Raw genomic sequence first — 19,495 nt, 5'->3', positions numbered from 1 at the left:
CCACGGTGCGACAGGCTCTCACCCAGCGTCGATGCAGCCCTCCTGCGCGCTAGTGCGCGGAGGAGGAAAGCGGGTCAAGCTGCACGGGCGCGTCGATGTGATGGGTGGTGAGGCCCTGCACCGAGCGGCCCGGCTTGCCGTCGAGGTCGAAGATCACGAGATTGTTGCTGCCCGGGTGAAGCCATGCTCCCGGCAGGTACAGCGTCTGCTGGGGGCCGACCATCCAGAAGCGGCCGAGCGGAATGCCGTTGATCCAGACCATGCCCTTGCCGAGTGTGGAGGTGTCGAGATAGGTGTCGGCGGGCTTGTCGACGGTGAAGTCGGCACGGTAGAAGCAGGGGCCGGTGCACGGCGCCTTGGTGAAGGCGAGGGTTTCGGGGGAGAGCATGGGCAGCGGCTGATTGTCCCAGCTCTCGAGGGTGGCGCCGTCAAGGGTCGGGGTGGCGAGCAGGCCGGCGCGCTCGTTGGGCAGCCCCTTGCCGTAATTGACGCGCCCGGTGTTCTCGACCAGGATGTCGAGCTTCGCGGCGGCTGTTTTGGGGTGGATGGTCAACGTGGACTGGTTGAGGCGGCGATCGATCGCACCCTGGAAGACGCCGTCGAGGTAGACCATGGCGTAGTCATGCACGATGGGCAGGCGCAGGGTGGCGCCTTCAGCCTTGCTGGTCGCGGAGGCGCCGAGCGTGGTGCGGTAGAGGATGTAGCCGTAGGACTGGCCGAGGTCTTCCATGGTGCGCGGTGCATTGCTGTGCACGGGCTGTGGCAGATTGCGCCACAGGCTGGCGGACTGCTCGAGTGCGAGCGGGCCGATGGCGACAGGTGGCGGCAATGGCGCGGGCGGCTCGGGTAAAGTCGCGTGGGTTACTTCCTGAATGACCTTGCGGAAGGCGAAGTACTTGGGGCGCAGCTCACCGGTTTCGGCGACCGGCACGTCGTAATCGTAGGACGTGACGTCGGGCTCGTAGTTGGCGTTCTTGCTGGTGGTGCCGTCGGCGTTGGCGCCATTGGAGTTGGCGCCGTTCATCCAGCCGAAGCTGGTGCCGCCGTCGAACATGTAGAGGTTGACGGAGTCGCCGTGGGAGAGCATGGAGCGCAGCTCGGCCACCTGCTTTTCGGCGTCGCGTGTTTCGTGCTTCGCGCCCCAGTGATCGAACCAGCCGTCCCAGTACTCGCTGTTGAAGTGGATGCTGCCGGGGCGGAACTTGTCGTAGAGGCCGAAGGACCGCTCCGCGTCGCCGGTGCCGAAGTTGACGCCGATGGGCAGCTCGGGAAGTGAGCCCTGCGCGAGGCGGTCGGCGCCGTCGGCGGTATAGAGCAGCGACTTGGTGTAGCCGGCATCGAGCACGGCCTTGTGGATCTGCTCCATGTAGGCGTGGTCGTCGCCGTAGGAGCCGTACTCGTTTTCAACCTGCACGGCGATGATGGGGCCGCCGTTGCCGATCTGCAGGGGTGCTGTCTGCTTGCCCAGCTCACGGATGAAGCGGTTGGCGGCGGTCAGGAAGCTGGGATAGGAGGAGCGGACGACCATCTTCGGGTCGCTGTTCAGCCACGCGGGGAAGCCACCCCACTCCCACTCGGCGCAGTCGTAGGGGCCGGGACGCAGGATCACGTAGAGGCCTTCCTGCTGAGCTTCGCGGATGAACTCGGCGATGTCGTTCTGGCCGGTGAAGTCGAAGTGGCCGGGGATGGACTCGTGCGCGTTCCAGAAGGCGTAGGTTTCGACGGTGTTGAGACCCATGGCGCGCGCCTTTTTAAGGCGATCGCGCCAGTAGGCGCGCGGGATGCGCTCATAGTGGATGGCGCCGGAGATGACCTGGAACGGCTTGCCGTCGAGAGTGAAGTGGTCGCCGGAGACGGCGAAGGTGTGCGGTGACTGTTGCGCGTGTGTCGCGGGGACGGCGAGCGCGAGGGCCAGCAGGGAAGAGAGCAGTGGCAGTTGCCGATTCATCGGGAGGCAGCTCCTTGTGCGCGCTGCGGCGGCGCAAATGACTGGCGCAGCAGGGCCGGCCGGGATTTCGCAAGTGTAACAATCAATTCGCCGAAGAGGGTGTTGGCCCAGGCGAACCAGGTACGGGTGTACTTGGCCGGGTCATCTTTCCAGAACGACTCGTGCATGAAGTGGGTGCCGGCGGTGCAGTTGCGCAGGGTGCGCAGCGCTTCGCTGATCTCGGCGTCGCTGGTGGCCGAGAACGCACGCTGGATGATCGACATGGGCCAGATGTAGCCGAGGCCAATGTGCGGACCGCCGATGCCTTCGCCCGCGGTGCCCTGGAAGAAGTAGGGGTTGGCGGTCGAGAGCGCGAAGGCGCGGGTGCGCTGGTACAGGTCGCGGTCGGACGGGTCCACGCAGTTGAGATAGGCAAGCGAGAGCAGACCGGGCGCGTTGGCGTCGTCCATGAGATTGCGGCCGCCGAAGCCATCGACCTCGTAGGCCCAGATGCGGCCGCTTTCGGGCGAGTCAATAATGCCGTTCTTCGCGATGGCAGCGCTGACCTCGTCGGCAAGGCCGTGCGCGGACTGGGCGAGCGTGGTGTCGTGGCAGGCGGCGGAGGCAAGCTCGGCAAGCTGCCGCAGCGAAGCCACGGCGAACAGGTTGGCGGGGATAAAGAAGGGCAACAGGCACGCATCGTCGGACGGGCGGAAGCCGGAGTGGATGAGGCCGTTGGGCTTGCCGGGGCTGCCGTAACCCGAGAGCATCATGGTGTCGGTGGGGTTGTTGGCGGTGCGCTGGAAGTGGTAGGGACCCGGGCCGTCCTTGCGCTGCTGCACGCGAAAGGTCTGGACGACGGTGCGCATGGCTTCGCACCACTGCGCGTCAAAGGGCGCGGTGTTGCCGGTGGCCTTCCAGTAGCCGTGGGCGAGACGGATGGTGTAGCAGAGGGAGTCGATTTCCCACTTGCGCTCGCCGACGCCGGGCTTCATGGTCGTGTCGTCGGTGGTGGACCAAGAAAGCGGCTTGCTGGCAGGGCTCGGCAGGAACGCGTTGGCGTAGGGATCGAGCAGGATGCAGCGCGCCTGGCGGTGAATCACGCCTTCGATCAGCGTGGCGAGCTTGCGGTCGGCGCGGCAGAACTGCAGATACGGATAGACCTGCGCGGAGGAGTCGCGCAGCCACATGGCATCGATGTCGCCGGTGATGACGAAGGTGTCTGGCTTGCCTTCAAAGGTGCCGGGCGTGACAGTGGTGTCGAGCGTGTTGGGCAGGCAGTTGGAGAAGATCAGCGCGAGCTCTGGGTCGTCGATCTGTTTTGCAACCGCAATGATTGCAGATTCGACGGCGGGGCTCGTGAAGCGGCGATCCTTGAGAGCCGGGCGCTCCCTGAGGGCCGGGCCGTCGGGCTGCGCGGCCGCGGTGTACGTGCCGAGCGAGGCGACCGCGCCCAGGGCAAGGCTGCTGCGCAGAAGCTCGCGCCGGGTGACGGGCGCGAGCTTCTCGGTGGGTTGCGTGGGGGCGTTGTTGCTCATACGGTCAGCGACGGAGGCGCCGTCTCGACCGCGGTGGCAAGGGTCTTGTTGGGTTCGGTGCCGAGCTCGAAAGCAATGTGACCGCCATGGGCGATCTCCGCGTGCGAGACCCAGAGCTTGTCCTGCTTTTTGCCGTTGACGCGCACGCTCTGGATGTAGACCGCGTCGGGTGAGGAGCGTTTGGTTTCGATCACGAGCTCCTTGCCGCCGGAGACCTTGAGCGTTGCCTTGTCGATGGAAGGCGAGGTGAGCACGTAGTTGCCGCTGGCGGGGTCGACCGCGTAGAGGCCGAGCGCGCTCATCACGTACCAGGCGGACATCTGGCCGCAGTCCTCGTTGCCCTCGAGGCCGTTGGGGTTGTTGCGGTACATGGTCTTGAGCAGCGAGGCGACGCGCGCCTGCGTCTTCCAGGGCTGGCCGGCGTACACGTACAGGTAGGCGATGTGGTGGGAGGGCTCGTTGCCGTGCGCGTACTGGCCGACCATGCCGGCAATGTCGGGTGGCGCGTCAGCGGGCAGGGTCGATGGCACGGTGAACAGCGAGTCGAGCTTGGTCACGAAGGGTTCGCGGCCACCCCACAGGGCGATGTAACCCTTGACGTCGTGCTGCACGCCGAAGGTGGTCTGCCAGGCGTTGGACTCGGTGTAGTCGCGGTACTTGGGGGTGTGGCCCATGTCGATCGGGTCGAAGGGACCGGTCCACTCGCCGCTCGAAAGCTTGGCGCGGATGAACTGGGTCTTGGGATCGAACAGGTGCTGGTAGTTCTGCGAGCGCTTGCGCTGCAGGGCGGCGTCGTCGTGCGCACCCACTGCCTCGGCGACATGCGAGCAGGCCCAGTCGTTGTAGTCGTACTCGAGCACCTTGGAGACGGACTCTTCTTCCTTGTCGGCGGGAATGTAACCGAGCTCGCGATAGAAGCCGAGGCCGCGGTAGTTGTCGTCCATGTTGCGCTTGCGCATGACCTTGTAGGCGCGCTGCCAATCGATGTTGGGGAACTTCTTGACGCAGGCCTCGGCCATGACGCTGGCGGAGTGGTAGCCGGTCATGGTGCCGGTCTCCTTGCCCTGCAGAGGCCATACGGGCATGCCCTGCGGGCTCTGCTCGGCCATGCGCACGAGGCAGTTGACCATGCCGGGCACGCGCTCGGGCTGCATGAGGGTGAAGGCAGGATGCAGCGCGCGGAAGGTGTCCCAGAGCGAGTAGGAGCTGTAGTTGGCCTCGCCGGCCTCGAGCTTGTGCGGCTGGCTGTCCATGCCCATGTAGTCGCCGTTGGCATCGTCGAAGCGGGTCGGCGCAAGCATCATGTGGTAGAGCGAGGTGTAGAAGATGACACGCTGATCTTCGCTGGAGGTCTCGATGCGGACGCGGCTGAGCTCCTGCTGCCAGCGCTGCTTGGCGGTGGCGCGGGTGTGGTCGAAGTCGTAGCCGGGCATCTCGGCCTCGAGGTTGGCCAGCGCATTCTCAACGGAAACGCCGGAGATACCGACGCGCACCAGCACCTGCTCGCCTGCAGAGGGGCTGTAGTGCAGAGCGGCCTTGAGGCTCTTGCCGGCGCTCTGCATGGTGCCGGCTGCGAGCGCGGTGTCGTCCTGCATGAGCTCGGCCTTGTGAAAAGGCTTGGAGAACTGGGCAGCGAAGTAGATGCGGCGGCCGTTTGCCCAGGAGTGCACGGTGCGTCCGCCGGTGACCGTGTCGTTGCCGACGATGGTGAGGGTCGCGTCGGTGACAGGGTTTTCGGGGTCGTCGTACGAGTGCTGGAAGTCGAGCACGAAGTGGCTGTCGCCGGCCTGCTGGAAGGTATAGCGGTGCAGACCCACGCGGTCGGTCGCGGTGAGCTCGGCGAGCACGTGGCGGTCCTTGAGCGGCACGGAGTAGAAACCGGGCTCCATGACTTCGTCGGCATGCGAGAAGGCGGCGCGGTAGCCCTCGGAGGGGTTTTCGCGGGTGCCGGGGTTCCACTTCACTTCGCCAGTGTTGGGAACGAGCAGGACATCGAGCAGATCGCCGCAGCCGGTGCCGCTGAGGTGGGTGTGGCTGAAGCCCATCAGGGTCGCGTCGGCGTCGTAGTAGCCTGCACACCAGTCCCAGCCCCTGGTGAAGGTATCCGGGCTAAGCTGCACTGCGCCGAACGGCACCGAGGCACCGGGGTACGTGTGGCCGTGGCCGCCGGTGCCGATGCGGGCATGCACGTACTGGGTGAGATCTTCACCCGCATCGCCAGCGGGCGCGGAGGCACCGAGCGCGGGGAGGGTTTGCAGAAGCGGCAGGCAGGTAGCAGCAGAGGCAGATTGCAGGAAGGTACGTCGGGTCAGCATCAGTATTGGACAGGCCTTTCAGGCGAGTGGATCGCACGGCAGGGTTCGCGCAGGGCCGCCTGCCGCGGCAGACGGGAGGGCAGCGGTTGGCCCCGGTTAAGAAACCTGCCGTGATCATATCCCCTTGAAACGATAAGAAATCAAGCTCAATGTTGATTTCTTTGGTGTAGGCTGCCAATCAGTTTCGCGCGTGTTTTTAGTGAAACGGGTGAGGCCGGGCGTGCTGGATTGTGCGCGGCCACCCCGGAATTTTGAGCCGTGCCTGTGGGGCGTTGCACAGCCAGATGCGTTGCGGCAAATCTGCTCCAGATCCAATGAAAGTGGTGACCGAGAATGAAACTGCATGTGCTTGCGTCTTTAGCCCTGGCAGGAGGTTTCGCGTGCAGTGCAGCGGGGGTAGGCCTGGCCCAGGAGATTGCCCTGATGCCGATGCCGTCCTCTGCCCAGCGCGCGGATGGCGCGCTCACGGTGACCCCGGCGAGCGGCCTGTCGCACTTTGCGTTTCGCTACGATGCCTCGCATGATGCGCGGCTGGAGGCGGCGACGCTGCGCATGCTGGACCGGCTGGATCGCACCTGCGGCGGGGATGTGCGGCGCTCTGCGCTCGCCACCGATACCAGCGGCGCGACCCTCCTGACGATCCACGTGGCTGGCCCGGGCGGCGCGGTGCAGGGGGTGGACGAGGATGAGTCCTACACGTTGAAGGTGACGCCCGAAGCGGCGACCCTGACGGCGGCAACCGACGTGGGCGCGATGCATGGCATGGAGACGCTGCTGCAACTGGCGACCAATGTGCGTGGCGCGTGCGTGCTACCGGCGATCTCGATCGAGGACACGCCGCGCTTTCGCTGGCGCGGATTCATGCTGGATGTGAGCCGGCACTTCGAGCCGGTGCCGGCGGTGGAGCGACAGATCGATGCGATGGCGGTGGCCAAGCTCAACGTGTTTCACTGGCACCTGTCGGAGCACCAGGCGTTTCGCGCGGAGAGCAAGCTGTTTCCGAAGCTGACCAGCGTTGGATCAGACGGGCAGTTTTATACGCAGGACCAGATGCGCGCGGTGGTGGCGTATGCGCGGGCCCGCGGGATCCGCGTGGTGCCGGAGTTCGATATGCCGGGCCATGCGACGAGCTGGATCGTGGCGTACCCGGAGCTGGGCTCGGGCGAAGACCTGCATGGGCTGGCGATCAAGTTCGGCGTGCCGCCGGGCGAGATGGACCCGACCAGCCCGGCGGTGTACAAGTTCGTCGATGCGCTGGTGGGCGAGATGGGTGCGATCTTCCCGGATGCGTACTTCCACATCGGCGGGGATGAGGCGCCGGGCGACTCGTGGATGAAGAACCCCAAGATCAAGGCGTTCATGGACAAGCATGGGTTCACCAAGCCCGATGAGCTGCAGGCGTATTTCAACCAGCAGCTGCTGCCGATCCTGAAGAAGCATGGCAAGCAGATGATCGGCTGGGACGAGATCCTGAACCCGGCGCTGCCCAAGAACATCGTGATCCAGAGCTGGCGCGGCGAGGCCTCGCTGAGCGCGGGTGCGAAGCAGGGATACCAGGGCATCCTGTCGGCACCGTATTACCTGGATGGCGAGAAGACCTCGGCGCAGATGTTTCTGGCCGATCCGATCCCGGTGGATACCACGCTGGACGCAGGGCAGCAGAAGCTGATCCTGGGCGGCGAGGTGTGCATGTGGGCGGAGCAGCTGGACGCGGAGACGGTAGACAGCCGGGTGTGGCCGCGTACGCTGGCGATTGCGGAACGTTTCTGGTCGCCGCAGAACGACCGCGACACCTCGTACATGTACCAGCGGCTGCGGCGGGTTTCGGCGGAGCTAGAGGATGTGGGCGTGATGCACCTGGCCGGACCGGAACGCCTGCGGCGCAACCTTGTGAGCACGGCAGAAGCCAGCGCGCAGCCGGAGACGCGGGCTGCTGCCGGGCACGCGCTCGACCTGCTCGCATCGGTCACGGAGCCGTTCTCGTTCGGTGAGAGGTACAACGCGCAAAGGACGGATGCGCGCACCTCGCTCGACCGGCTGGTGGACGCGGTTGCGGCGGACCCGCCGGCGCGGCAGGAGATTGCCGGTGCGGTGGATGCGCTGATCGGGAAAGCGGCGCCGGGCAAGCCGGCGCCGCATGCGCCGGATACGAGTGGGGATGTTTCGGCGGGCGGCAGGCTGTCGCGCCAGGATGCGATGAGCGACCTGCGCAGGCGCTTTGCAGCGTGGCAGGATGCGGTGCCCGCGTTGTTAACACTGGCGGCGCAGTCGCCGCGCATGGATGACGCGGGCCCGCTGGCGCTGCTGTGGGGGGAGACGGGCGCGGTGGGTACGCAGGCGCTGGGTTACCTTGACGCGAAAACTGCGCCGACGGCCGAGTGGACCGAGCATGCGCGCGAGGTGCTGGACCGGGCAGCGAAGGGTGGAGCCCTGGTGCACTTTGCGTATGTGGGATCGCTGCGGAGACTTGTGGATGCGGCCGCGGCACTGCCCGCGCCGCAGACTGCCGCGATGGGAAGCGACGCGAAGTAGGGCAGGGGCCATGCACCTTTGCAGTGCGGCCGGTGTGGCCGCACTGCAGAGGTGGCTTGGGTTAAGCGATCGATTTGCCCCGCAGTGCGGTGCGCGGGGGGAGGTCGCGCAGCACGGCGCGCACGTCGTCGGGGTTGACCGTGTAGAGGGTGTCCTGGTCGCGCGCGCCCATTGTTGCAGTGGTCTCGGTTGTGGTTGGGTCGGAGGTGTGCGCCGGGTGCGCGGCCTCGCTCCACACGCTGCGCAGTGAAGCATGCAGGGTGTCGATGGGAATGGTGCGCCAGAGTTCGCCCGCAGTGGCGACGCGGACGCCGGCGCCACCCATGATCTCGATGCGACCGGCTGCCTGGGCGACGATGCGGCGCACCTCGGCGGCACCGTCACCGAGGCTGGCAGCGCCCCCGGAGGTGAGCAGGATATCCGCGCCGCAGCGGATCACGTCTTCCAGGGCGGAAGGGCGATCGGCGGCGAGGTCAAAAGCGCGATGGAAACACAGGCGCATGGGGCCGGCTGCTTCGCGCAGCACCTGCATGGCCTGGACGTCGACTGCATGCCGAGCGGTGAGCACGCCAACTACGACGCCGGGTGCGCCCATTTTGCGCATGCAGCGAATGTCGGCGGCCATGACGGCAAGCTCCGCAGGGGTGTAGCAGAAGTTGCCACCGCGGGGGCGCACGATGCAGTGCACCGGCACGGCCACCTCGGCGAGCGCCCACTCGATAAAACCGGGCGAAGGCGTGAGGCCGCCGTCGGCAAGGGACGAACAGAGTTCGATACGTTCGGCTCCGCCGTTCACGGCGTTCTGGAGCGCGGATGGATGGTCGACAGCGATTTCAAGGCGTACGGGATTCATTGGTGCTGGGTTCACTCCGCTGGGCTGCCCATGGAAGGGGCGCCGATGTTTTGTACTTTGCCGCTGTAAGCGCCAAACGCGCGCATTTCCACCGGGCCGTTGGCGGCGAGGATGCGCAGACGCACCGCGGTGGCCTGCACCGGTGCGGGGAGCAGGTCGATCTTCTTGTGGCCGATCACGTGCGCGTGTACGAGCTCATGCCATTGGCCGGTGGTGTCGCCGGACAGCTTCGCTTCCACGGCGTACTCCTCGACATGCTGGCCGTCTTCGAGACGCTCCATGGTCAGGAAGCGATCAAGCTGCACGGGGCCGGCAAGGGTGACGGTAAGGGTCGCGGGCAGGGCTGTGCCGGTTGCCCACGCGGAGTGGTGGTCTTCGCTCAGGGCGGGCGCTGCCTCGGCGGGGAGAACACGCGGCGCGGAGGACAGCAGGTTTTTGCCCGGGCCGTAGAGGGCCTGCAGGCGGGCGCCAAACTCGGCGAGCCGCTTGACGTCGGCTGCCGGGAGGTTGCCGGTTCTGTCGGGGGCGAGGCCGAGCATGAGCTGCGCGCCGCGGCCCACGGTCTCGTTGTAGGTGGTCATCAGCTCGTCCACAGTTTTGAGGGTGCTGTCGCTGTTGGGGTGCCAGAACCACTGCAGGCGGTGCAGGGGCGTGTCGGCTTCGACCGGGCGCCAGCGCAGCATGCCGGAGTTATCGACCGTGTTCCACACGTCGAAGTCGACGCGACCGCTCTCGGTGCCGACCCAGCGGATGTCGCCGTTGCGATAGAGGCCGACGTCGCCGAAGACCAGGGTGTTGGACTGGTAGGTGCGCAGGTTGCGGATGATCTTGTCGAAGTCGTAGGTGCGGCCGGTGGAGCCGGCGCCGTCGAGCCAGAACTCTTCGAGCGGGCCGTAGCCGCTGGCGAGCTCAGTGAGCTCGGCGAGATAGAAGGTGTCGTAGGCGACAGGGTCCTTATAGCGTGGGTCGTGGCGATCCCAGGGCGACTCGTAGACGCCAAACCGCAGGCCGGCCTTGTGGGCGGAGTCGGAGGCCATGCGGATGAGATCGCCCTTGCCTCCGAGCCATGGGCTGGCCTTGACGCTGTAGTCGCTCTCGGCAGTGGGCCAGAGGGCGAAACCGTCGTGATGCTTGGCGACCTGCACGACGTAGCCGATGCCGGCGCTTTTGGCCGCGGCCATCCACTGGTCGGTGTCGACGTGGGTGGGGTTGAAGACGGAAGGCGAGGCCGTGCCGTCGCCCCACTCACGGTCGAGAAAAGTATTGGTGCCGAAGTGGATGATGGCGCCGATCTCGAGGTCCTGCCAAGCGACCTGCTGCGGAGAAGGCTTGATGTCGGCGAAGTTCTGCTGCGCGGTTGCAGGGAGCGAGGAGCAGGCGAGCAGGGCGCCGGGGAGCAGGAGTCGATGCAGCATGTTCAAGGTGGGTCCTTCCGCGACGCCTGCCCGGTTGCGGGGAGCGGCGGCGCGCTGAGTCTTGTGCCACGGGAAGAAACAAGGAGTTAGTCGGGCGGTTCTTCCGCGAAAGCAGCGGCGAAGCACAGACGCGGCTGATGCGGATGCCGTTGAGCCGTGTGCCGCACCCGAAAACCACTGGATTGTAGAGTGCCTTCGGAAAGAGGTGTTTGGCAAGCAGAAATGATCATTTGAAGGCGGTATGATCATCACCTAGGTGCTGTTTGTGGACAGCCCGACCTGTCAGGAAAGTCTGGTGACGCATGACCGAGTACACCCAACCCTCTGAGCGCATCTTTGCGCATGCCATGTTGCGCGAAATCTTTGAGCAGCCGGAAGCCCTGCGCGCCTTGTTGCGCGTGGCTGTTTCCGCGGACCAGCGCCGGTTAACCGACGCACTGTTTGCCCCGGTGCGGGCGCTGCTGGCCTCTGCCTCATCGCTCGTGATTATCGCGAGCGGATCGAGCCGTCACGCGGGCCTGGCGGCGGAGGTCACGTTTGAAGACCTGAGCGGCCTGCCGGTCGATGTGGAGTATGCCAGCGAATACTCGTACCGCACCAGCAACACCACGCCAGGCGCGGTGGTGCTGGTGATCTCGCAGTCTGGCGAGACGGGCGACACGCTGGCCGCGCTGCGCGAAGCCAGGGCGCGCGGGCAGCGCACGATCGCGGTGACCAACGTCCCCGACTCGACCATGATGCGGGAAGCTGATGTGGCGCTGTGCACCGAGGCGGGCAAGGAACTGGCGATCCCGGCGACCAAGAGCTTTACCAACCAACTGGCGCTGCTGCACCTGCTGGCGGTCGCGGCGGGTGAGGCGCGCGGGCGGTTGAGTGCGGAGGCCGTGGCCGAGAAGCTGGCGGCGCTGGCAGCCGTGGCGGATGCGCTGGAAGGCGCGCTGATTGGCTGGGACGAGCGTGCGGAGGCCTGCGCGCAGGCGTTTGCCGGTGCCAAGAGCTACCTGTTCCTGGGGCGCGGCGTGCACTACCCGCTGGCGCGCGAAGGCGCGTTGAAGCTGAAGGAAAGCTCGTACGTGCATGCCGAGGGTTACCCGGCGGGCGAGGTGCTGCACGGACCCAATGCGCTGGTGAGCGACGAGGTGCCACTGGTGGCATTGGCGGCGTTTGACCCTAAAGACGAAGACTCCGTACGCCGCTACGAGCGCACGCTGAACCTGCTCGGTATCCTGGAGAAGCAGGGTGCGCGGGTGCTGGCGCTGGTGAACCAGGGCGATGTGGATGTGCGTCCGCTGGTGCGCGAGACGATCGAGATTCCGCCTGTGCCCGAGCACCTGCTGCCGCTGCTGGAAGTGGTGCCGCTGCAGTTGTTTGCCTACTATGTGGCGCTGACGCACGGGGTGGATGTGGACAGGCCACGCAACCTGGTGAAGTCCGTTCCAGTGGCTTAACCAAAAGCCAGCGTGCTGCTGGAGCAGGATGTCGATGAAGCGAGGGTACAGCGACCGGCTGGCGCTCGCGAAACAGAAGCACCTCGCCGGCTCCTGCGCCTGGCGCTGGGCGAGGAAGATCCCGACACCTGGGCGCTGCTGCCGGATTACAAGTAAGACGGCCGCAAGGCTGGCTGCGCTTTCGAAGGCTGTTCTCCCGGGTGGGAGAACAGCCTTTTTGTTGCTGCCAGGCTTGAGGCGGCGCGCGCGTGGCTGGAGCCTGCGTGGCCGGGTGCAAGATGTTGCGCGCAAGAAAAAGGGTGCCGCGAACGACTGCGGCACCCCTGGTGGAAACCGCGTGGAAGCGGCTTACTGCTTGCGGAAGATCAACGCGGTTGGGTAAGAGGCGACCGTGGTGGTGTAGGTGCCGTTGCTGCCGGAAAGCGGGATCGTGGCGGGCAGCGCCGGGGTGAAGTAGCTGACGTTCCACGAGCCAGGGATCTGCACGGTTACGGGCACGGGCGTGACCCACTGCAGGATTTGTGCGGCGGTGTTCCAGACGGGCGCTTCGTTCCAGAGGAAGACCGCGATGGAACCGTCGGAACCGGTAAGGGCGAAGGCGTGGCCGGTGCTGGCGGGCAGCCCGCTGATGGCAGCCTGCACGGTGACCGGCGACGAGGCCTTGTCCTGCGGGAACGCCCGGGACAGGTTGTTCATGGCATAGGCCAGGACCTTGGGCGTGCCGTCCAGGTGGAAGAAGCCGAAGTGATCGTCCAGGATGGTGCCGGTCGGGTCAGGGTACGCATCGAGAAGCTGGTACATGTATGTGTGGACGATGCCCTGCAGCGCCGCGTCGAAGTAGTCGTTGAGCACGAGCTCGGCCTGGCCAGGCTCATCCACACCACCCCAGTCGGTGGACTGCGGCAGGGTGTAGTAGCCGGACTCGGTCACGGCCTTGGGCAGCGCGGAGGGATTGATAAACCGCTGGTTGAACTCAAGCTGCAGCCAGGACCAGGGCTGCTCTTCGGTGTGCGGGTAGGGGTGGCCGTTCTCGTAATCGGCAAGGCCCGGGTTGGCGCTGAGATCGATCTGGTCGCCGCCGGTCAGGTAGTACACCGGCACGTTGGCGAAGTTGCTGTCGCTGTGCACGGCGCTGTAGAGCGAGCGCTGGTAATTTTCGGCAGCCTGCTCGTTGGAGAGACCGGGAGCCGTGACCGGCTGGTTGTTGATCTCGTTGGGGCCTTCGACCGAGATCACCATGCCGGGCTGGGTCTTTTGCAGGTTATCGAGCTGCTGCATGTTGGTCGCGAGTGCCTGGTTCGGGGCGGCGATCAGATCAAAGTGAATGCCATTTGCGCCCAGCATCTGCATGGCTGCGAGTCCCTGGCCGACGGGGAGCCAGTTGGCAGGTTGTGGCACCTGGTCGCGCACATTGTGGATGCCGAGGAACTGCAGGTCGCTGAGCACGGCAGCGGCATTGGCGTACTGGCCGTCGGTGTACTCGATGTGGAGATTGACACCGAGGCTGTCCTGAAATGTTGCCAGTGGCAACGAGGGGATGGTTTGCAGGGATTGAGCGAAGAGCGGAGCACTGATACAGGAAGCAAGAGCAAACAAGCAGAATTCTTTGGGGGCAAACACGCGGGGCATATCGTTCCTCAGCTGAGTCGAAGGTGGGCGGCACCTTCGATGGATGGGTGAATACCTCGCATCCTAACCCGAGAGACAACCTCGCACGGCCGCGCTGCCTCGGCGCGCTGCGTGTCAATATTTCCATTGTTCATTGTGGCGTGTGCAGGCGCCAGGTAGAAGCGGCAAGGAAGTCGGGCAATCTTTTCTGCCTGAGGTGTATTTCGACCCCTGGAGCGGGAAGCTGTTACTGCCGCAGGGTAAAGAGTGCTCGCAGGGGCTGCGGGAAAAATGTGCCGGGTGCCGGCACATTTCCGCCTGAAAATATTTTTTGCGAATGTGCGACTTTGCTAGGTGACGAGCGTCGGGCGCTGCAGCGGGAGTGGGTCAGCAGGCGCGAGGCTGGGTGCCGGGACAGCCGCGCTGGCACGGCGGAGCGGCTTGGAGGCTGTGGCGATCCCGAACATGGTCCAGATGATGGGCGAGATCAGATCGGCGCCTGCGACAAGTTGCGCCACCATCATCACGAAGACGCCATAGAGTGTGCGCTCAAACAGAGCCAAGCGGACATAGCGGCGGGGCTTGAGCAGGGGCTTGGCGAGCTGCATGAGCAGGATCGCGAACAGCAGCGCTCCCGGGATACCCACGTTACCGAACAGCGAGCAGGCGAAGCTCGAGGCACGGACGCTGCCCCAGCCGGCGCCGAAGTAGTACGAGTCATGCGCTGTCTGCAGGGCGAGCGAGTTCATCATGGAGCGTTCGCGGTAAGAGTCGGAGCTCATCTTGTCGACGAACACCGTCATGAGGACCTTGCTGACGGTCTGCCCGGCGTTAGTAAGCAGGAAGGCGGGGACGGCGACGCCGATCAACGCGAGCGCGATGAGCACCTTGACGGGAGCTGCACCGCCCTTGCGGAAGGAGTGGCGCGCATAGAGCAGGATGCCGGAGAGTGCGAGCGTCACCATGCAGGCGTAGCCGGTGGTGGACACGGTGAGCACCAGCGCCGTGAGCATGAGCAGGAAGGCTGCCGCGGACTGCCAGCGGATGCGGTGCGTGGCAAGCTGCCAGCCCTGCAGGGCCAGGCCGATGGCCAGAAAAAAGGCAGCGGCGGAGGCCTCGGTCTGGGTGCCGTTGAGGCGCCAAACGCCGCCGATCTTGTACGCGTCGTAGATGACGTGGGTGGTGTTGGTGTAGAGGATGGCCGATGGGTAGGGAACGTGCAGTACCGCGTTGGCCAGCTGGTACATCATGAACGAGGCCACGGTGACGGCCGCATAGATAAACCAGTCAATGGCGTTGCGCTGCTGTTCCCGCGTGCTGTGGACCGCAATGAGGTACACGCACATGGCGCAGAGCAGGTAGGAGGGCTGGGCAAAGTTGCTGAACGTCCAGGCCAGGGGCTGATTCATGCCGTTGTGCGAGTTGCTGACCAGGATCCCGTGAAATACAAAGGGGCAGACCATCGCCGAAAAGAAGGCATAGCCCACAAACAGGAACATGGCGTGGTAGGCGCCTTTGTTCGTTCCGACCATGGGCTTCCACTGAAGGGTGCCCGTGATGATCTTGATCGGAAGGCAGATGGCCAGAGCGAGAATCCACGGCACCACGGCCGAGCCTGCCACGACCACGGCAGCGGAGGCATCGAACACCGAGCACATCAGAATGATCGGCAGCAGCTCGCCCTTGGTGCGCCACCAGAGAAATGCAATCAGTACAAGGACCGGCAAAGTGGAAGCAGTCATCGCTGCCTTTCTTGAAACTTGGACCTGAACGGCCCGGACGGCCATGACGGCCTGGTTCGGCGGCGGAGAAGCCGCCGCCGAGCGGGCGTCCTAGTAGGCGCCTTCGGTAAACAGAACAGTCTTGACCGTGCGGTAAAGAATATAGAGATCCATGGAGACCGACCAGTTCCGAACGTAGTACTCGTCGATTTCAGTGCGCCGTTCGTAACTGGTGTTGTTGCGTCCCGAGATCTGCCAGAGGCCGGTGATGCCGGGGGTGACGCGGCGGTAGTGCTGGTAGCGGCGGCCATAGCGTTCGACCTCGGCCATCACGATGGGGCGCGGTCCAACCAGGCTCATCTGGCCTGAGAGCACGTTCCAAAGCTGCGGCAGCTCGTCCAGGCTGGTCTTGCGCATGATGCGCCCGATGCGGGTGACGCGCGGATCGCGTTTGAGCTTGCGATCGCGGTCCCACTCGGCACGCAGAGCCGGGTCGCGTTCGAGATGCTCTTCGAGCACCTCGTCGGCGTTAGTGACCATGGAGCGGAACTTCCAGGCGGTGAAGAGCTTGTGGTCGCGGCCGATCCGACGCTGGCCGTAGAAGACCGGGCCGGGCGAGCTGAGGCGCACGCTGCAGTACAGCACAGCCAGCAGCGGCAGCAGGAACAGCGCGATGGTGGAGGTGACCAGCAGATCGAATGTGCGCTTGATGGCGCGCGGCATCATCTGCGAGAGGCGCTGCTCCACCTCGAGACCCAGCATGCCGCCGAGGTCCTTGGCCGAGACCCAGAGGCTGGACATGCCGGCGACGTCGGGCAGTACCAGCACATGGCGGAAGTGCTGGGAATACTCGTTGAGCAGTTCTTCCAGCTCGGTAGCGCGCAGATGCGGCATGGCCAGGATGGCGTAGCAGCCACGGTTGCTGGCGGCGAGCTTGGCGGCATGAGCGAAGTCGCCGGTGAACAGGCCCTCGGTGTGTTCGGCTCGCTGGGCGGGGGCGTGCTCGTGCAGCAGCGCGATGGGGCGCAGGCCAAGGGTGGGCTGCTGCTCCAGAATCTTGAGCATGGCCGCGCCGGTGTCATTAGCGCCGAAGATCACGGTGGGCACACCCCACCAGGATTGCCTGGAGCCGAAGGAGCGCACGGCGCGCCGGGCGATCGGCACCAGGGCCAGGGTGAGCAGCCAGGAAAGAACAAAGGCGATGCGCGAGTAGCGGTTGTTCACCTTGATCAGAAAGGTCGAAACGATGATCAGGAGATAGGAGATCGTGACCGCATGCATCATGGTGCGGAACTCTTCGATCGCGTTGGCGGCGATGCCCGGGTACATGTCGAGCGCAGAGAAGACCAGGAAGAAGAGCGGCAGGGCGGCGAGCAGGCCGAAATAGTCGGCCGGGCGGAACTCACCATGGAAAGCGAGGCGCAGCGACAGACCGACGCAGCCGGCGAACAGCACGGCCAGCAGGTCGGCACAGACCAGGGCGGAGACGGTAAGGGTACGGTTGCAGCCAGATGCCGGGATTGCTGTGCTGGTCGCTACGGGAGATCTCAACGTTGAAACAGTGCTCATGAACGCCACCTCTTGCTCGGTATCGCCACTTCAGCTGCGATAAATCGATGGTGCTGGCGCCGCAGCCCGGGAAAGGCGGAGGCAGATGGTGGAGCAGAAGCCCCACAGGGAAAGTGCATCAGCGTAGCCACGCGGCCTCGACCGGTGGGTCCAACAACTCCGTGGTGTCCCGGCGGCTCTGCAGTCCGCTCGGGATCTCAAGGGGCAAGGCCGGGGGGTTCACGGCTGCCTGGACGATTTCGGCCAGGCGGACGATGAAGGCGGCCTCGGAGAAGCAGCGCGCACGGGCGCGCAGCGTCTCGGGATGAAAGGCAGACAGGGCGCGTGCTTCAAAGGCGAGCATGGCCTGTTCCAGCGCTGCCACGGTGGGCTCGTGAAAGAACTCCGCGGTCTCGTTGGTCATGGAGTCGAGGATGCCGCCCTCGGCAAGCGCAATCACCGGGCAGCCGCAGGCAATGGCCTCCACGGGCACGATGCCGAAGTCTTCGACGCCGGGGAACAGCAGCGCACGCGCCTGGCGGTAGTAGTCGGCCAGCTCGGCGTCGCTGGCGAAGCCGGCGAAGACCACGTCGGCGCCGAGCTCGGCAGCCAGGGCGCGCAGCCGCTGGTTTTCGGGACCCTTGCCAACGATGGTGAGCTTGCGGCCCAGCGTGGCGCAGGCGCGGATGGCATGGTCCACGCGCTTGTACGGCACCATCGCCGAGACCACAAGGTAGCGGTCGCCGGCTTCGCGCACGGTGCTGCCGTAGCGGGCGACATCGACCGGCGGCGGCAGCACCAGGGCCTCGCGGCCGTAGATGCGACGCACCCGTTCGGCCACGTAGGTGGAGTTGGCCACGAACACATCGACGCGCGCGCTGGTGCGCTGGTCGTAGCGGCGAAGCGCCGCGGCGATGGGGGCAAACACGAAGCGCGAGGCAAAGGCACCCATGCGCGCGGGGCCGAAGTACTCGTCGAACAGGTCCCACACGTAGCGCATGGGGGTGTGGATGTAGCAGATGTGTAGCGGCTGGCTGCCGCCGGCGGTGCGCGTGCGCCGCACCATGGACTTGGCCACGGCATGCGAGGTGGAGATCACCACGTCGGCATCTTTTGCCTTGTTGCACTCGGCAAACAGCGGGAAAAAGGGCAGGTACGAACGGTACCGCCGCGCGGCCCCGGGCATGTGCTGCAGGAGGCTGGTGTGGATAGGACGCGTTTCGATCGCGGCACAGACGGAGCCGCGGTTATGCAGCAGGGTCCAGAGCGGCGCGTCCGGAAGCAGGGTGCAGAGCACCTCCAGAACCTTCTCGCCCCCGCGCATACCGGTCAGCCAGTCATGCACGAGCGCGACGCGTTTGCCAGCCAGTGCGGTGAGCTCAAGCGGTGCATCGCAGGGAAGCTCCTGCGCAATCTCAGGCAGTTCAAATGGAACAGGCATCAACAGGCTCATGCGACCCTCCAGCGACGTCCATCGGTCGCCGCGACCTTGCGGCGGCTGTGTGCGGCGCGCTGCAGCACATCTTCGGTACGCCGCGCGGAGTCAGTCCAGCAGAAGCGGCTGGCCTGTTCCATCGCGGGGAGAAACGGGGCAGAGGCGGCATTCTCGCTGGCGATGTGACGCAGGATCGCCGCAGCCAGCTCCCGGACGTCGAGCGGGTCCACGTAGAACGCCGCATCGCCGCCCACCTCGGGCAGGGAGCTGTTGTTGGAGGTAACGGCGCGCAGCCCGCAGCTCATGGCCTCCAGCAGCGGCAGGCCGAAGCCCTCGGCGAGCGAGGGAAACAGGAACAGCGAGGCGCCCGAGTACAGGCCAGCCAGGTGCTCCTCGGCGACGTAGCCGGTGAAGTGCACACGCGCCGGGATGGCGGAAAGCTGCTGCTTGCCGAACACCGAAGCATCGGCCTGCTGGCCGGCGAGCACGAGCCAGACATTGTCCGGCAGGGAGCGCTGCGCGATGCGCCAGGCGGCAAAGATCGTCGGCAGGTTCTTGCGTGCCTCGAGCGAAGAGAGCGACAGCACGTAGCGGCGCGAGGGCAGGGCGAGCGCGGCGCAGGCGCGGGCGGCCTCGAAGGTCGTGGACAGGCGCGTGGACTGCGCGGGCCCGTTGTAGACCACGGTGACATCATCCGGGTCGCAACCGAGCTGACGCACCAGCCGGTCCTTGGTGTAGGACGAGACTGCGATCAGGTGCGCTGCATTGGTGGCTAGCCGGCGGAACATCAGGCTGTACCACTTGGCGTAGGCGGCGGAGTACCACTCCGGGTGCTCCAGGGGAAACAGGTCATGAAAGGTGACGACCTGGCGCGTGTAGGAAAGAGGACCCGCGCCGCAGGGGCTCCAGAGCAGCCGGCCACCGGCCAGCCGGGGCAGCGCGAGCTGCTCCCAGAGGTGGCCGCGGGCGCCCTTGCCATTGCTGGGCTTGAGCATCTCGGGGGAGCCGCCCAGGCGCGAGGCAATCTCGCGTGCGTAGCGCTGGATGCCCGTGATGCGATGCGCCAGGAAGCGTGCATTCACCACGTACTCGGCACGGTCGGTTTGGGTCACGGGTGGGGTCATGGGGATCGCCTGCATCGTGTCTTCGCCCTTG

At 65.6% G+C, this 19,495-nt stretch carries 13 protein-coding genes; 3 read left to right on the top strand and 10 right to left on the bottom strand.

Annotated features, from left to right (window positions below; translation table 11 throughout):
• Positions 1–49 precede the first annotated feature (49 nt).
• The 3 genes from D1Y84_RS02030 to D1Y84_RS02020 are packed head-to-tail and all read right to left on the bottom strand — an operon-like array spanning position 50 to position 5,780.
• Positions 50–1,948 carry a beta-galactosidase family protein gene (locus D1Y84_RS02030; RefSeq protein WP_124847024.1) on the bottom strand — a complete coding sequence of 633 codons (1,899 nt, stop codon included), beginning with the start codon at positions 1,946–1,948 and terminating at the stop codon, positions 50–52.
• Complete coding sequence (locus D1Y84_RS02025) at positions 1,945–3,465, bottom strand: glycoside hydrolase family 125 protein (RefSeq protein ID WP_124847023.1); 1,521 nt, start codon at positions 3,463–3,465, stop codon at positions 1,945–1,947. Before D1Y84_RS02025 ends, D1Y84_RS02030 begins: the two co-directional genes overlap by 4 nt.
• Entirely contained in the window at positions 3,462–5,780 is a 2,319-nt protein-coding gene (locus tag D1Y84_RS02020; protein ID WP_124847022.1) for a GH92 family glycosyl hydrolase, read from the bottom strand. The genes D1Y84_RS02025 and D1Y84_RS02020 overlap by 4 nt, the downstream gene beginning before the upstream one ends.
• Before the next feature lie 423 nt (positions 5,781–6,203).
• On the opposite strand from D1Y84_RS02020, the gene D1Y84_RS02015 reads away from it, so the two are divergent.
• Entirely contained in the window at positions 6,204–8,312 is a 2,109-nt protein-coding gene (locus D1Y84_RS02015; protein WP_233580993.1) for a beta-N-acetylhexosaminidase, read from the top strand.
• 61 nt (positions 8,313–8,373) lie between these two features.
• Here D1Y84_RS02015 and D1Y84_RS02010 read toward each other — a convergent pair whose 3' ends face one another.
• A complete protein-coding gene (locus tag D1Y84_RS02010; protein ID WP_124847020.1) occupies positions 8,374–9,165 on the bottom strand; it encodes a copper homeostasis protein CutC in 792 nt (263 codons plus the stop codon).
• Between the two features lie 11 nt (positions 9,166–9,176).
• Entirely contained in the window at positions 9,177–10,580 is a 1,404-nt protein-coding gene (locus D1Y84_RS02005; protein ID WP_124847019.1) for an alpha-L-fucosidase, read from the bottom strand.
• 302 nt (positions 10,581–10,882) lie between these two features.
• Between D1Y84_RS02005 and D1Y84_RS02000 the strand changes: the two genes are divergently transcribed.
• Together D1Y84_RS02000 and D1Y84_RS17815 are read left to right on the top strand one after the other, a co-directional pair.
• Positions 10,883–12,028, top strand: coding sequence for an SIS domain-containing protein (locus D1Y84_RS02000; RefSeq protein ID WP_124847018.1), 1,146 nt, complete (start codon positions 10,883–10,885; stop codon positions 12,026–12,028).
• 12 nt (positions 12,029–12,040) lie between these two features.
• Entirely contained in the window at positions 12,041–12,184 is a 144-nt protein-coding gene (locus tag D1Y84_RS17815) for a hypothetical protein (protein WP_158615268.1), read from the top strand.
• A 192-nt stretch (positions 12,185–12,376) separates the two neighbouring features.
• On the opposite strand, the gene D1Y84_RS01995 is transcribed toward D1Y84_RS17815, so the two are convergent.
• The 5 genes from D1Y84_RS01995 to D1Y84_RS01975 form a co-directional block, all read right to left on the bottom strand.
• Complete coding sequence (locus tag D1Y84_RS01995) at positions 12,377–13,624, bottom strand: hypothetical protein (protein WP_124847017.1); 1,248 nt, start codon at positions 13,622–13,624, stop codon at positions 12,377–12,379.
• A 362-nt stretch (positions 13,625–13,986) separates the two neighbouring features.
• Positions 13,987–15,378, bottom strand: a complete 1,392-nt coding sequence (locus D1Y84_RS01990; RefSeq protein WP_124847016.1) for an O-antigen ligase — start codon at positions 15,376–15,378, stop codon at positions 13,987–13,989.
• A 90-nt stretch (positions 15,379–15,468) separates the two neighbouring features.
• Positions 15,469–16,926 carry an undecaprenyl-phosphate galactose phosphotransferase WbaP gene (gene wbaP, locus D1Y84_RS01985; RefSeq protein ID WP_124847015.1) on the bottom strand — a complete coding sequence of 486 codons (1,458 nt, stop codon included), beginning with the start codon at positions 16,924–16,926 and terminating at the stop codon, positions 15,469–15,471.
• A gap of 118 nt (positions 16,927–17,044) precedes the next feature.
• Positions 17,045–18,358, bottom strand: coding sequence for a glycosyltransferase (locus tag D1Y84_RS01980; protein ID WP_199726340.1), 1,314 nt, complete (start codon positions 18,356–18,358; stop codon positions 17,045–17,047).
• Positions 18,355–19,464: a glycosyltransferase family 1 protein gene (locus D1Y84_RS01975; RefSeq protein WP_158615267.1), complete on the bottom strand. Its 1,110-nt coding sequence runs from the start codon at positions 19,462–19,464 to the stop codon at positions 18,355–18,357. Before D1Y84_RS01975 ends, D1Y84_RS01980 begins: the two co-directional genes overlap by 4 nt.
• Positions 19,465–19,495 lie beyond the last annotated feature (31 nt).

This window comes from Acidipila sp. EB88, from assembly GCF_003858395.1.
Lineage (GTDB): Bacteria > Acidobacteriota > Terriglobia > Terriglobales > Acidobacteriaceae > EB88.
The sequence above is the reverse complement of the archived record's forward strand: the minus strand, read 5'-3'. Positions and strand labels throughout refer to the sequence as shown.

Excerpts from the sequence above, each read along its gene's own strand:
- D1Y84_RS02030 (WP_124847024.1), bottom strand. The coding sequence starts at position 1,948 with ATGAATCGGCAACTGCCACTGCTCTCTTCCCTGCTGGCCCTCGCGCTC.
- D1Y84_RS02025 (WP_124847023.1), bottom strand. The coding sequence starts at position 3,465 with ATGAGCAACAACGCCCCCACGCAACCCACCGAGAAGCTCGCGCCCGTC.
- D1Y84_RS02020 (WP_124847022.1), bottom strand. The coding sequence starts at position 5,780 with ATGCTGACCCGACGTACCTTCCTGCAATCTGCCTCTGCTGCTACCTGC.
- D1Y84_RS02015 (WP_233580993.1), top strand. The coding sequence starts at position 6,204 with ATGCCGATGCCGTCCTCTGCCCAGCGCGCGGATGGCGCGCTCACGGTG.
- D1Y84_RS02010 (WP_124847020.1), bottom strand. The coding sequence starts at position 9,165 with ATGAATCCCGTACGCCTTGAAATCGCTGTCGACCATCCATCCGCGCTC.
- D1Y84_RS02005 (WP_124847019.1), bottom strand. The coding sequence starts at position 10,580 with ATGCTGCATCGACTCCTGCTCCCCGGCGCCCTGCTCGCCTGCTCCTCG.
- D1Y84_RS02000 (WP_124847018.1), top strand. The coding sequence starts at position 10,883 with ATGACCGAGTACACCCAACCCTCTGAGCGCATCTTTGCGCATGCCATG.
- D1Y84_RS01990 (WP_124847016.1), bottom strand. The coding sequence starts at position 15,378 with ATGACTGCTTCCACTTTGCCGGTCCTTGTACTGATTGCATTTCTCTGG.
- wbaP (WP_124847015.1), bottom strand. The coding sequence starts at position 16,926 with ATGAGCACTGTTTCAACGTTGAGATCTCCCGTAGCGACCAGCACAGCA.
- D1Y84_RS01980 (WP_199726340.1), bottom strand. The coding sequence starts at position 18,358 with ATGAGCCTGTTGATGCCTGTTCCATTTGAACTGCCTGAGATTGCGCAG.
- D1Y84_RS01975 (WP_158615267.1), bottom strand. The coding sequence starts at position 19,464 with ATGACCCCACCCGTGACCCAAACCGACCGTGCCGAGTACGTGGTGAAT.